The organism is Peptoclostridium litorale DSM 5388 (genome assembly GCF_900141635.1).
In the GTDB taxonomy this organism is placed as follows: Bacteria; Bacillota; Clostridia; order Peptostreptococcales; family Peptostreptococcaceae; genus Peptoclostridium; species Peptoclostridium litorale.
In genome coordinates this window covers 134,298-148,344 of the sequence record NZ_FSRH01000003.1, presented here as the reverse complement: position 1 = coordinate 148,344, position 14,047 = coordinate 134,298, and the positions used below count along the sequence as shown (strand labels likewise).

At 41.5% G+C, this 14,047-nt stretch carries 12 protein-coding genes and 2 other annotated features; of the genes, 2 read left to right on the top strand and 10 right to left on the bottom strand.

The features are described 5' to 3' along the window. Positions 1-4: 4 nt before the first annotated feature. The 4 genes from carA to argB form a co-directional block, all read right to left on the bottom strand. Positions 5-1,069 (bottom strand): glutamine-hydrolyzing carbamoyl-phosphate synthase small subunit, encoded by a 1,065-nt coding sequence (gene carA, locus BUQ87_RS03955; RefSeq protein ID WP_038268036.1) that lies wholly within the window; start codon positions 1,067-1,069, stop codon positions 5-7. A 66-nt stretch (positions 1,070-1,135) separates the two neighbouring features. After that, a complete protein-coding gene (locus tag BUQ87_RS03950) occupies positions 1,136-2,314 on the bottom strand; it encodes an aspartate aminotransferase family protein (protein ID WP_038268033.1) in 1,179 nt (392 codons plus the stop codon). Between the two features lie 44 nt (positions 2,315-2,358). Beyond that, entirely contained in the window at positions 2,359-3,345 is a 987-nt protein-coding gene (argF, locus tag BUQ87_RS03945; protein WP_038268030.1) for an ornithine carbamoyltransferase, read from the bottom strand. Positions 3,346-3,348: 3 nt separating this feature from the next. After that, entirely contained in the window at positions 3,349-4,206 is an 858-nt protein-coding gene (gene argB / locus BUQ87_RS03940) for an acetylglutamate kinase (protein WP_242943768.1), read from the bottom strand. Between the two features lie 139 nt (positions 4,207-4,345). After that, positions 4,346-4,575 (bottom strand) — a binding site (T-box leader). Between the two features lie 229 nt (positions 4,576-4,804). Beyond that, positions 4,805-5,056, top strand: a binding site (T-box leader). A 171-nt stretch (positions 5,057-5,227) separates the two neighbouring features. On the opposite strand from argB, the gene argC reads away from it, so the two are divergent. Both argC and argJ read left to right on the top strand, forming a co-directional pair. Then, entirely contained in the window at positions 5,228-6,265 is a 1,038-nt protein-coding gene (gene argC, locus BUQ87_RS03935) for an N-acetyl-gamma-glutamyl-phosphate reductase (protein ID WP_038268028.1), read from the top strand. 96 nt (positions 6,266-6,361) lie between these two features. Next, positions 6,362-7,576, top strand: a complete 1,215-nt coding sequence (gene argJ / locus BUQ87_RS03930) for a bifunctional ornithine acetyltransferase/N-acetylglutamate synthase (RefSeq protein ID WP_330391225.1) — start codon at positions 6,362-6,364, stop codon at positions 7,574-7,576. 43 nt (positions 7,577-7,619) lie between these two features. Here the strand turns inward: argJ and BUQ87_RS03925 are convergent, their stop codons facing one another. From BUQ87_RS03925 to dxs, 6 genes are all read right to left on the bottom strand, one after another. Next, complete coding sequence (locus BUQ87_RS03925) at positions 7,620-7,925, bottom strand: hypothetical protein (RefSeq protein ID WP_038268023.1); 306 nt, start codon at positions 7,923-7,925, stop codon at positions 7,620-7,622. A 384-nt stretch (positions 7,926-8,309) separates the two neighbouring features. Further along, positions 8,310-9,113: a sporulation transcription factor Spo0A gene (gene spo0A / locus BUQ87_RS03920; protein ID WP_038268386.1), complete on the bottom strand. Its 804-nt coding sequence runs from the start codon at positions 9,111-9,113 to the stop codon at positions 8,310-8,312. A gap of 54 nt (positions 9,114-9,167) precedes the next feature. Further along, positions 9,168-10,853 (bottom strand): DNA repair protein RecN, encoded by a 1,686-nt coding sequence (gene recN, locus BUQ87_RS03915; protein WP_038268020.1) that lies wholly within the window; start codon positions 10,851-10,853, stop codon positions 9,168-9,170. Positions 10,854-10,876: 23 nt separating this feature from the next. Beyond that, positions 10,877-11,323, bottom strand: a complete 447-nt coding sequence (locus tag BUQ87_RS03910; RefSeq protein ID WP_038268017.1) for an arginine repressor — start codon at positions 11,321-11,323, stop codon at positions 10,877-10,879. A gap of 36 nt (positions 11,324-11,359) precedes the next feature. Further along, entirely contained in the window at positions 11,360-12,166 is an 807-nt protein-coding gene (locus BUQ87_RS03905) for a TlyA family RNA methyltransferase (RefSeq protein WP_038268014.1), read from the bottom strand. Beyond that, positions 12,166-14,043 (bottom strand): 1-deoxy-D-xylulose-5-phosphate synthase, encoded by a 1,878-nt coding sequence (gene dxs / locus BUQ87_RS03900; protein WP_038268011.1) that lies wholly within the window; start codon positions 14,041-14,043, stop codon positions 12,166-12,168. Before dxs ends, BUQ87_RS03905 begins: the two co-directional genes overlap by 1 nt. Positions 14,044-14,047: the final 4 nt, after the last annotated feature.

The window sequence follows — 14,047 nt, the reverse complement described above, 5'->3', positions numbered from 1 at the left end:
ATCATCACCCCTTCATAATGTCAATAAATTCATCAAATATGTGCATCGAGTCCTGCGGCCCCGGACAGGCCTCCGGGTGAAACTGCACCGAAAAGACAGGAAACTCCTCGTGTTTCATCCCTTCAACAGTCCCGTCGTTGAGATTCCTGTGGGTAACCACCATTCCCTTGTCCTTTATGCTCTCTTCAAGCACGGCGTATCCGTGATTTTGAGTTGTTATATATCCCCTGTCCTTTTGTATGTCGAACACTCCGTGGTTGCCTCCCCTGTGCCCGTATTTCATCTTGTATGTCTGACCTCCGACCGCCAGCGATATGAGCTGATGCCCCATGCATATCCCAAGCATAGGGATTTTGCCTATGAGCTTTTCAATCTCACAGACTGCCTCTGCCGCCTTTTGAGGGTCTCCAGGGCCGTTGCTCAAAAGCACCCCGTCAAATCCGCCATTTAATATGTCCTCTGCTGAAAATCCGTATGGAAACACCGTTATATTGCAGTCCCTCTTCACAAGGCTTCTGACTATGTTGGCCTTTACCCCAAAGTCCACAAGGGCCACATTCGCCCCGCCGCCTTCTATTTTGTATACCTCTTTTGTGCCTGCGCTTTTCATCCAGTCGTCGTCCGAGACATAGGCTTCAACCATCTTTTTGAGCTCTTCCACGGGAGTGCCGTCATTTGATATCGCGCACTTTAGCGCTCCCTCTTTCCTTATGTGCTTTGTGATCATCCTGGTGTCCACACCGCACACGCATACAACTCCCATCTCCTTCAGCATGTCGTCAACGCTCATTTGCGATTTGTAGTTCGAAGGGGTGTTTGATGCCGATTTTATTATGAATCCCCTTGCATACACCTTGTCCGATTCCGAAAACTCCATATTGACTCCGTAATTGCCTATTAGCGGATATGTCATTGTTATTATCTGACCCCCGTACGACGGGTCTGTGAGTATTTCCTGATATCCTGTCATGGATGTGTTGAATACAAGCTCTCCAAGGGAAGTTCCGATTTTCCCGAGGCCCTTGCCTTTTATGACTCTTCCATCCTCCATGTATATTATTCCTTCCATTATTCAACTCCCCTTTAATTTATTCTGCAGCTCATTGCCCATGCTGTTTGTAAATTCCGCCAATCCCTAGGCTTCAATAGCCTCAAGCACATTGTCCATTATTTCAACCGCCTGGTCTATTACCTCTTTTTCAACCGTAAGTGCAGGCATCACCCTCACTACATTTCCCTGAGCCTTTGCAAGGAGCAGACCGCTTTCAAGTGATTTGGAGACGAACTCGCTAGTGTCGCAGTTGAACTGAATTCCTATCAAAAGGCCTTTTCCCTTTATCGTTTCAATTGACCCATATTTTTCGCAAAGCCCATTTAGCTTTTCAAACATATATGCGCTCTTTTCATTGACGCCTTCTGCAACTCCGTTTTCAACAAGCTCTTTTAAAACAGCAAGAGCCGCCGCACTTGCAAGAGGATTTCCTCCAAATGTGCATCCATGGTCTCCAAATGTGAATGCGCTTGAAATTCTTTCGTTTCCTATTGTGGCCCCTATTGGAAAACCTCCTCCAAGACCCTTTGCAAGGCATATCACATCAGGTACTATCCCAAAGCTCTTGTATGCAAATAGCGTCCCCATTCTGCCCATTCCGCACTGCACCTCGTCAAATATGAGTGCCGCATCGTATTTGTCGCAAAGGCTTCTCGAAAGGCTTAAGAACTCGGTATCCGCCTCTATAACTCCACCCTCGCCCTGCACCGGCTCCACTATTAATGCGCATACATGCTCGTCGAATTTGTCTTCAAGGTCTTTCATGTCATTGAATTTCACCACCTGCGTCCCAGGCATAAGCGGCATGAAGTCCTTTTGGTATTTATTGTCGCTGCTTCCCGTTACCGAAAGGGCTCCTATTGTCCTTCCGTGGAATGAATCGCTCATATAAAGCACCTTGTTTTTCTTGTCTCCACCCTTTATCTTTCCGTATTTTTTTGCAAGCTTCAGAGCCGTTTCAACAGCCTCTGCTCCACTGTTTGAAAGAAACACCTGTGAATGGTCGCTATGTTCGCAAAGCTTTTTTGCAAGCTCCATCTGATTTGGGTTCCAGTAGAGGTTCGATATGTGTATGAGCTTTTCGCTCTGCTCCTTTATGGCGTTCACAAGAGCCGGATGAGAATGGCCGAGGCAGTTCACGGCAACCCCTGCTACAAAGTCTATATATTCTTTTCCTTCTGTATCGTAAACCTTTGAACCCTTACCCTTTTCAAAATTTATGTCAAATCTGCAGTACGTCTGCATAAGTTTGTCTTTTCCCATTTGAGTTCCCCGCTTTCTTTTTACTCTTATATTTTCTGTCGCTTTTATTTTCCTATTGTGGCAACCATTACAGCCTTTATAGTGTGCATTCTGTTTTCAGCCTGGTCGAACACCTTTGAAATTTCTGATCTGAACACCTCGTCAGTCACTTCCATTTCGGATATTCCAAATCTCTCGTATATCTCCATTCCCACCTCTGTGTTTAGGTCATGGTATGAAGGCAGGCAGTGGAGGAATATGCAGTTTTCACTTCCAATGGCCTCTATCATTTTGCTGTCCACCTGGTAATCCTTCAGAAGCTTTATCCTCTCTTCAAACTGGTCTTCTTCTCCCATCGAAACCCAAACGTCCGTGTATACCGCATCCGCATCATTTATATCGCTCATGTTGTCTGTGATTTGTATGGAACCGCCTGTTTCCTTTGCGAGTTCATTCATCTCCTCCAAAAGCTCATTTGAAGGCCAAAGCTCCTTTGGCGCAAGCGCCGCGAATTTCATTCCCATTTTGGCGCTGCCTATCATAAGCGAATTGCACACGTTGTTTCTTGCATCTCCAACATATACGAGCTTTGTTTCTTCAAGAGGCTTTTTGACATGCTCCTTTATCGTAAGGAAGTCTGCAAGAACCTGAGTCGGGTGGTAAAGGTCTGTAAGCCCGTTCCATACGGATACTCCCGAATACTTTGCAAGCTCTTCCACAGTCTCCTGCTTGAAACCTCTGAATTCAATTCCGTCGTAAAACCTTCCAAGCACCTTTGCCGTGTCTTCAACAGACTCTTTTTTCCCAAACTGCGAATTTGAAAGGAACGTCACATTGGCCCCTTCGTCAAACGCCGCAACTTCAAAAGCGCATCTTGTTCTTGTGGAAGTCTTTTCAAACAATAGTACTATGTTCTTTCCAAAAAGCGAATCTCCCTTTGTGCCTGACTTTTTCTTTTCCTTGAGCTCTTTTGAAAGCTCTAGGAGATAGCCTATTTCCTCTCCTGTGAAATCTTTAAGCGTCAAAAAACTCTTTCCCTTTATATTCTCCATAATCTATTCGTCCCCTTTCACCATTGTGCCTATACCCTCTTTTGTGAATATCTCAAGGAGAAGGCTGTGCTCAACATTTCCGTTTATGAGATGTATGTTCTGTGTTCCACTTTCTATTGTATCCCTGCAGCATTCCATTTTTGGTATCATCCCGCCCTGTATTATGTTGCTTGATATCATATCGTCTATTTCGCCTTTTTTTATTTCGGATATGAAGCTTGAAGGATCTTTAATGTCCCTGTATACGCCGTTTACATCAGTAAGAAGTATGAGTTTTTCGGCGCCCAGCACAGAGCTGATGGCTCCTGCAACATAGTCTGCATTTATATTGTACGACTGACCGTCCTTGTCGCATCCTACTGGAGATATTACCGGGATGTATTCCTTGTCTATGAGGTCGACTATTATATCCCTTTTCACACTTTCGACGTCCCCTACATAGCCTATGTCTATTTTTTTGCCGCCCTCTTCAACGTATTTCTTCTTTGCTGTTATAAGCTCGCTGTCCCTTCCGCTTATTCCAACAGCTTTGATTCCGTGAGCCGAGAGCTTTGACGTTATGTCCTTGTTCACCTTTCCAGAAAGTATCATCTCTACAATTTCCATCGTGTCCTTGTCTGTGACCCTGAGTCCGCTTTCGAATTTAGTCTGAATATTCAGTCTTTTGAGCATTCCAGATATCTCCGGTCCCCCCCCGTGGACTATCACAATATTTATCCCGACGAGCTTGAAAAGGACTACATCCTCTATGAACGCCTTCTTGGCCTCCTCATTGCTCATTATGCTTCCCCCGTATTTTATTACGAATACCTTGTTTTTAAAGCTCTTTATATACGGCAGTGCCTCCGTCAGTATTTTCACCTTATCTCCCACATAAATCCATAATGCACCTCCAAAATTCAATATTTTTATTTATAAATTTAATTATCCAGTCATATTTAAAATATACCCCTAAAATATGGAGCAAACTAAAAAAAGCCCTCGCACTTATATTAAAAATATAAGAGACGAACGCTTCCGTGGTACCACTCTTTTTGAATCATCGCAAAAATACTCGGATGATTCCACTCATATAAATAACGGCTTTAACCGGACTGCCATACTCCCTCATGCGGTTTCAGGCGATCTTCTCCAAGGTACGCTTCAAAATATGACGGCTGCCGGACTCACACCAACTCCAGCTCGCTTGTAGCCTTTTCATAATCCTACTATCCTCTTCAACGAATTTGACATATTAAATTGTTTCATATGTTTACGTGTAATATTTTAATGCTTTTTTAAAATTTATTTTCGCTTTGGTTTGAGGTCAATTATATACCAGCGATTTTTTTGTGTCAACAGTAAAAATTATTTTTTATGGCTCAGTTTTTTCCCTGATGCTATTTTTCATAAAAAATATATTTTACTATTGACTTTTAAGACCCATTGCCTTATCATCTTGTATTAACAATCAAATTTTGAACATCTGATGATTGGAAGAGTAGGTATGCAGATTGTATTCAGCGAGCCAAAGTTGGTGTGAGTTTGGCACATGACCATATTGAAACGTATCCATGAAGAGGTTTTCCGAAAGGCCATAGCCCATTAGGAAAACTCGGCCGCCCCCGTTAAAGGCTTCGAGTGAAAACAGCAGGCGGTGTCTTTAGTTTTACAGAATTTTATATGTCTGTTGTTTTAAAAAGAGTGGTAACGCGATGTCTTCGTCTCTTATTTATATAAGAGGCGGAGGCTTTTTTTATTACTTTTTATTACATAGACTCAGCATAAAAAGCTAAGTCTTTTGAGCTTTAATGGTTGCAAACCCCCATGCAGGGGTATCACCTATAAAAAAAATATTTTTTCGCTTTGGTTTGTAAAATATATTATGAAAGGGTGATATGAGATGGTGAACGTGGGAATCATAGGATCTACCGGTTATGCCGGACAGCAGCTGGTATGGCTGCTTCTTAACCATCCGCATGTAAATATAGATTTTTTATCTTCAAACAGTTATGAGGGCTTAAAGTATTCAGATATATATGTAAGCTACTCTCAGATACTGGACGAAAAATGCATATCAAATGAGGCTGCAATTGAAAAAACTCCTGATTTGGATGTGCTGTTTTGCGCAATGCCTCATGGGAAGTCCATGGATGTAGTAAAGAAGGCGTTCGAATCAGGAGTAAAGGTAATAGACCTTAGCGCCGATTTCAGACTTAAAGACGCGCAGGTATACAAGCAGTGGTATGAGCTCGACCACACATGTGCCGATCTTCTGGGCACTGCCGTATACGGGCTGCCCGAGCTCCACAGGGCTTCCATAAAAGATGCCCAGATAATTGCAAACCCAGGCTGCTATCCGACTTCAGCCATACTTGGAATTGTTCCGATACTAAAGGCCGGCCTCGCAGAGTCATATCCAATAGTGATAGACTCGAAGTCTGGAATATCGGGTGCTGGAAGGGGATGTGACATTTCAAAGCTTTACGCCGAAGCCAATGAGTCCACAAGGGCATACAAGGTTGCCTCCCACAGGCATACGCCTGAAATAGAACAGGAGCTTTCAAGCCTTTCGGGATGCGATGCAAATGTAATTTTCACGCCTCACATAGTTCCAATGAACAGGGGAATGCTCTCCACATGCTACGTCAAGCTAAACAAAGATGTCGACAGGGAGCACCTTTTGAGCATGTACAAGGATTTTTACAAGGACGAATACTTTGTAAAAGTACTCGATTCCCTGCCAGAGACAAAATGGGTGAGAGGCTCTAATTTCTGCCACATAGGACTTTCATATGACAATAGAACAGGCATGGCTGTAATAGTTTCAGCCATAGACAATCTCATGAGAGGGGCTGCCAGCCAGGCAGTTCAGAATATGAACATAATGCTGGACATAGATGAAAAATGCGGTATAGATTTTGCTCCAATGTTTCCGTAAAAAATTGATTTGAACATAAACCAACTGCCTGCGGCAGAAATTGAATTTTAATAATGTAACCCGTCATACAGTATCGTATATAAGGAGTTGATCGTTTTGATAATACTTAAAGATAAAACCATAACTGATGTTCCTGGATTCACATCATCCGGAATTCACAGCGGATTAAAAAAGAATAAAAAAGACCTTTGCGTTATATTTAGCGAGGTTCCCGCAACTTCTGCAGGTGTGTTTACAAAAAATAAGGTCCAGGCCGCGCCTGTTGTACTCGATATCGAGACCATAAAACACGAAAAATCGCAGGCAATAGTTGTAAACAGTGGAAATGCAAATGCATGTACGGGAGAGCAGGGGCTCGAAAACGCAAAGTTCATGGCTCAAAAGACGGCGCAGTGCCTTGGCATAGATGAAAAGAGCGTGCTTGTCTCCTCTACAGGGATAATCGGTGTTCAGCTTCCAATGGACAAGATCTCAAGCGGAATAGAAAAAGCGTGTTCCTCCCTGTCTGTAGACGGCGGGGACGATTCAGCCCATGCCATAATGACCACTGACTCCTATACAAAGCAAATAGCTGTCCAATTTGAAATTGACGGAAAGGATATATTCATAGGAGGAATTGCAAAGGGCTCGGGCATGATACATCCGAACATGGGAACAATGCTGTCTTTCATAACCACAAATATAAGCATAGAAAAAGACATGCTTTCAAATATGCTAAAAGACAGCATAGAGGATTCATATAACATGATATCCGTGGATGGGGATACCAGCACAAATGATACTGTAATAATACTTGCAAACGGGCTTGCCGGAAACAAGGCGGTTTCGAAGGAAGATGATTCCTACCACAAGTTCAAGGAGGCTCTGGACTATGTAAACAAGGAGCTTTCAAAGATGATAGCCGCAGACGGCGAAGGCGCTACAAAGCTTATAGAGGCCCATGTGCTTAATGCACCTTCAAAGGAAGAGGCAAAGCTTTGCGCAAAGTCTGTAATAACGTCAAGCCTTGTAAAAGCCGCATTTTTCGGCAACAACTCAAACTGGGGAAGAATACTGTGCGCACTTGGATATTCTGGTGCTGAGATAGTCCCTGACAAGGTGGCTATTTTCTTCAAAGACGATTCCGACTCCATTCAGATAGCTGAAAATGGAATAGGAATAGACTTTGACGAAGACAAGGCCCAAAAAATAATGAAAAGCGGCCATGTAATCATAACAATAGACCTTAAAATGGGCGACTACAGTGCAACTGCATGGGGATGCGATCTAAGCTATGACTATATAAAAGTCAACGCCATGTACAAAAGCTAATATCTTCACAGAAAAAATGCGGTACCTTGAGGTACCGCATTTTTTAATCTTCGACTTCTATAGTCCACATATCTTTAAGGTGGCTATAATTTTCTTCATATTCAAATTTCAACTCTCTAAAATTATCTTTTCCTTTTTCTTTAAAAACAGCATAGCTTATACCATGCTCCTTCTTGGTTTCGTAGTATTCAAAATCCTCATTCAATAGTTTTTCTATTTCTATTTTATTGTCATGAAGTTCTTTTTCAGTTTCTTTCTTCTCAATCTCATACCTTTGCTTGGATGATTCTCTGAACATTTTTTTGTCTTTATCTCTACTCCTACCTACCGCTTCCCCTCTGTATGGCATAATATCATCCCCTTTACATTCTTTTTATTTTGCAGTTCTTATTATAAATATTACCCATTCAGACAGATTTTACTTTCAAAAAAATTAATTATTTTAATTTAATTTCGTTTTGCATTTAACCCATTTACCTTTTAAAATACTATGACAACATATGCTCATTATAAAAAAGAAAAAGCTGTTATAATGTAACAAGCTAGAGTCATTTCCCTTCTCCCCATATGCAAAGTACTAATACTATCAATAATGCACATGCTATTAATACAGTCAGCATTTGATCACATCTACACAGTTTTCTATATAAAGCTCCATATCTTCGTATTCCATATGAATATTTTTATAAAAAAACACTTCATTATCCACGGGATAAGAAGTGTCTTTTTATCGCTATTTACTTCCAACTTTGTTTTTAATCCTTATGGCGTCCGCCGCCATGGCTATAAACTCACTATTGGTAGGCTTGCCTTTGCTGTCATACGACTCGTACCCGAAAAGTCCTCTTATGGCCTCTGGACTTCCCTTGCCCCAAGCCACTTCAATGGCATGCCTTATTGCTCTTTCCACTCTGCTTGGCGTTGTGTTGAACCTTTGTGCGATTCCAGGATAAAGAGCTTTAGTCACCCCGCTCAAAAGACTCATATCCTTTATAACCATGTCTATTGCCTCTCTCATATACTGGTATCCTTTTATGTGAGGAGGTATTCCCACTTCGTGCATTACATTTGTTATTTCATTTTCTATATTCAAAGAACTGCCGCCAGAGCCGGCATTTTCAAATTTTGACGCTGACTGATCATCCTTTAATGGAACTGAATTTTGCAGCACAATATCTCTTATTCTGCTCGTAAGCATTTCAAATGAAAACGGCTTGACCATGTAATAATCCGCACCCATGCTCAAGGCCTTTTGAGTTATTCTGTCCTGACCAACTGCTGAAAGGACTATTATCCTTGGCATGTTCTTAACTTTCATTTCAACCAGCTTTTCTATGACTCCAAGCCCATCTATATGCGGCATTATTATATCAAGTATAAGAAGATCCGGATTTGTCTCCACAACTTTTTCAATTGCCTCAATACCATCTCTCGCCATTCCTACGACTTGTATATCTTCTTCATTTGACATATACTCATTCATCATATGACGAAAATCTCTATTGTCATCAGCTATAACTATTCTTATGTCTTCCATTTTTCTCAAATTAAATCCCCCCAAGACGAAATTTTTATATGTGACCCGTCATTTTTAGTTATTCCTTGCCATATTCAGTATCTCTTTTGCACTCTTGATTGTTGTCTGAGTTATGTTGAGCCCCCCCATGAGCCTTGCTATTTCGTTGACTTTTCCTTCTTCAGACAGCTTTGAAATACTGGTTTGAACCCGTTTATCCATTATTGTCTTTTGTATTTTAAAATGACAGTCTGAATTGACTGCTATCTGCGGAAGATGGGTTATGCATATTATCTGCTTCTTCTTTGAAATCTCCCTGAGCTTTCCGCCAACAACCTGTGCAGTTATTCCACTTATACCCGTATCTATTTCATCGAATATCAGTGTTCCGACAGTTTCAAATTCAGTTATTACATTTTTAAGCGCCAGCATGAATCTGGATATTTCTCCACCTGACGCCACTTTGTTTAGTGGAAGTATTTCCTCTCCCAGGTTGAAAGACACCATAAACATGATGTCATCTATTCCAGAATTTTCATACTCTGGCTTTCGGTTAAGTTCTATTTTAAACTCAGCATAATTGTTGTTTAACGATCTTACCTCATTTTTTATCTTCTGCTCGAATTTTTGAGCTACCGCCCTTCTGCTTTCAGACAGCTTTGTCGCGGCCTTTTTTAAAACAGATTCAATTTCATCCTTTTGCCTCATCAAATCCTCAATCAAGTTATCCCTGTTTAGTATTTCATCCAGACTTTTTGAAATGTCGCTTTTATATTTAAGTATCTCTTCTATAGTATTGCCGTATTTTCTTTTGAGATTATTTATGGCCGACAGGCTGTCCTCAAGCTGCTCCAGCCTCATGTCGTCAAAGCTCATGCTGTCGCTGTACAGCCTTATCTCTCTGGAAATCTCCACTATTGTATGGTAAACCCCTTCTATGCTGCTTTGAAAGTTTTCAAGCTTCGAATCAAAGCACGCTATGTCCTGCAAGTCCTTGTTAACCTGTGATATAAAGTCGCAAGCATTAAAATTCGAGGAATAAAGCGTCGAATAGCAGTTCATTATAGTTTTTTCTATGCTTTTCATATTCCTAAGCTTGTCGATCTCCCTTTCCATTTCATCGATATTGCAGTTTTCCAGTTCCGCCTGTTCTATCTCGTCTATTTGAAACTGGAGAAGGTCTATCTCCCTTTGTATTTGTTTTTCGTCTCTGTCCCCGGACAGACTTCTTATTTGCTCTCTTATTTCCCTGTATTTTGAATATATGTTCGCATATTCGGCCTTGCATGGGTCTATTTGTTTCTTCCCATACTGGTCCAAATAGTAAAGGTACTTTTCCTTGTCAAACATATCATAAGTTTCATGCTGGGAGTGGATGTCTATTATCATTCCTACAATGTTTTTCAGTCTGCCAAGCTTTATATTTCTCCCGTTTATCTTGCTTATGCTCTTTCCATCACAGGTAAGCTCCCTGCTGACTATTATCATTCCATCTTCCATGCATTCAATGCCAAATTCTTCAGACAAGAGACCCCTGAGCCTCTTGTCTTCCATAAAGAAAGTGGTTTCCACTATTGTATTCATGCCCTTGTCTCTGGCATATGTCTTATCCCACCTGTCTCCAAGGCAAAGCGATATTGCATTGAGAAGTATTGATTTGCCTGATCCGGTCTCTCCAGTTATTATGTTGAGCCCTTCTCCAAATCTCAATGTCGCCTCTTCAATCAGTATGAAATTTTTTATATAAAGCTCCAGGATCATTCAAAATTCCTCTCCCAATTTTTTCACAGTAGTTTTTTGAACCTTTCCATTATCTGCTCTACGTCGTTTCTATCCCTGAGAAGTATGAAAACGGTATTTATTCCGCCTATTGTACCAACTATTTCGCGGAGCTCAAGACTGTCCACCGCATGGGCAACTATTGGCGCCGCACCCTTTATAGTCCTAAGGCATATTATGTTTTCAGAGTAATCCATTGATATGAGTGTATCTTTTGCGACTCTTATAAGCTTATCTGAAGATTTTTTGTCATCCTTTTCAAGATATGTGTACTTGTATTTGCCGCTCGGGCTAAGCACTTTCACAAGTTTGAGCTCTTTTATATCTCTTGAAACCGTGGCCTGTGTAACATTTATTCCCACCCCTTTAAGTTCAAGAGCCAATTCGTCTTGCGTTTCTATCTCTTTATCCTTTATTATCTCCAAAATCTGAGAGTGTCTCGATAGCTTCAACTAGATACTCCTCCTTTTATGCATTTAATTTTTTAATTAGCTGTTAAGATCATTGTGTGAATTGTCTACTAAAACAGAAATGGATTCTTTCAGGTCTCTAGGCAGCGCTTCACCGCTCTTTTGAATATAAAGAAGATATTCTATATTTCCTTCCGGTCCCTTCACCGGTGAAAAATCAATACCCAAAACTTCAAATCCGGTTTCCTGAACAAAGTCAACTATTGTGTTTATGACATCAGCATGAACTTTTTTGTCTCTGACTACACCTTTCTTGCCAACGTTTTCTTTGCCAGCTTCAAATTGAGGCTTTATAAGAGCAACTATGCATGCGTTTTCCCTTATAAGCTCCCTTACAACCGGAATTACAAGCTTAAGTGATATGAACGACACGTCTATCGATGCAAAATCAGCCTTGTCCTGTATATCTTCGCTGGTGACATTTCTTATATTTGTTCGTTCCATGCACACCACTCGCTCGTCGCTTCTAAGCTTCCATGCAAGCTGTCCATATCCTACATCTATAGAATATACCCTTTTTGCACCGTTTTGCAACATGCAATCGGTAAATCCACCCGTAGAAGCACCTATATCCATGCAAATCTTGTCTTCAAGATCTATATCGAACTTTTTTATCGCCTTGTCAAGCTTAAGTCCTCCTCTGCTTACAAACGGCATTACCTTGCCCTTTACTCTTATGTCGGCATCTTCATCCACCTTTGTTCCCGGCTTGTCCACCTTTTGGTTGTCAACAAGCACAATGCCGGCCATTACAGTAGTCTTTGCCCTTTCCCTAGATTCTACAAGACCTTTTTCAAACAATAAAACATCTATTCTTTTTTTCATTATACAACTCCTTTTTTTGCTTTTGAAACCACATTTAAAATTCTCGATGCTATCTTTTCACTGGACAGTCCGTATTTTTCAAGCAGTATTGAAGTGTCCCCATGTTCTATGAAATGGTCAGGAAGGGCTATATTGTATACCCTTCCCCTATATGAATCCGCATCCTCAAACAGCTTCACACTGCTCCCGAAGCCTCCTGCATACACATTGTCCTCGACAGTGAACACATAGTCATATCCCGCAAGTACTTCCCTTACGGCATCCTCGTCTACGGGGCTTAAAAATCTAGCGTTTATAAGCCCCGCGCTTATTCCGGCATTTGAAAGTATTTCAACGGCTCCTGCCGAAAGCTCAACCCCCTTGCCTATCGCAAGTACTGCAACCTCTCTGCCTTTTTTGAGAACATCCCATTTTCCACTGTTTACATCCGTCTTTGAAAAATCGCTTGAGTACGCCGCCCCCCTTGGATATCTTATTGCAACCGGTCCATTTATATCCAGAGAATATTCCAGCATCTGCTCAAGTTCTTCACCGTCCATTGGAGCCATTACTGTGATATCCGGTATAAGACCCAAATAGCTGAGGTCAAACACTCCATGATGCGTCTCGCCGTCATTTCCTACAAGTCCCGCTCTATCCAAAAGCAATGTCACTGGTAATTTTTGCATTGCAACGTCATGAATGATCTGGTCAAAACCTCTTTGCAAAAACGTAGAATATACAGGAAAAAACGGTCTTATGCCGTTTGCCGCAAGTCCTGCACAAAATGTAACCGCATGTCCCTCGGCGATCCCAACGTCAAAAAATCTATCTGGAAATTCTCTTTTAAATTTTGCCAGACCCGTTCCATCAGGCATGGCCGCTGTAACTGCTACAATCCGCTTGTCATTCTTTGCCATTTGAACAAGCTTGTCTCCTGCAACACTAGAATATGTCGTCTTATTGCCAGAAACGAGCCCCTTTCGAACGTCAAAAGAGCCTACGCCGTGGTATTTGTCCGGATACTGCTCGGCTTTCTCATAGCCCTTGCCCTTTTTAGTCAGGGCGTGTATTATTACCGGACCTTCAACATGTTTAACATCATTTAATGTATTTATAAGATTTTCTATGTCGTGTCCGTCGACAGGACCAAAATATTTTATTCCCAATTCTTCAAAAAATGCTCCTGGAATCATAAAGTATTTTACGCTTTCCTTCACCTTGTGGGCCGTTTTGCACACCCTGTTTCCTATTTTAGGAATAGAGCTTATTATCCCCTCAACTTCACCCTTGAATGTCTTGTACATCTTATTGGTTCTCATCTTGTGGAGGTAGTTTGATATGCTTCCCACATTCGGCGATATGGACATTCCGTTGTCATTGAGTATTATTATCATCTTAGTCCTTGAATGTCCCAAATGGTTGAGTGCCTCAAGGGCCATTCCCCCAGTGAGTGCGCCATCACCTATTATGGACACTATGTTATAGTTTTCATTTAAAATGTCCCTTGCAGCCGCCATTCCAAGCCCTGCCGATATGGAAGTACTGCTGTGCCCCACTTCAAATACATCGTGCTTACTTTCACATCTTTTGGGAAATCCGCTCAGTCCGCCATACTGTCTTAGTCCGTCGAATTTGTCTTTTCTTCCCGTGACCATTTTATGTACATAGGCCTGATGCCCTACATCCCATATGAACTTGTCCCTTGGGCTGTCAAAAACGCAGTGAAGAGCAAGAGTTACTTCCACTATTCCAAGATTTGAGGCAAGGTGCCCCCCTGTCTTTGATACTTTATCTATAAGAAAATCCCTTATTTCACTTGAAAGTTCTTTCAGTTCTTGCATATTCATTTTTTTTAAGTCTGAAGGAGCCTCTATATTATCCAAGTGTTTATACATGAGC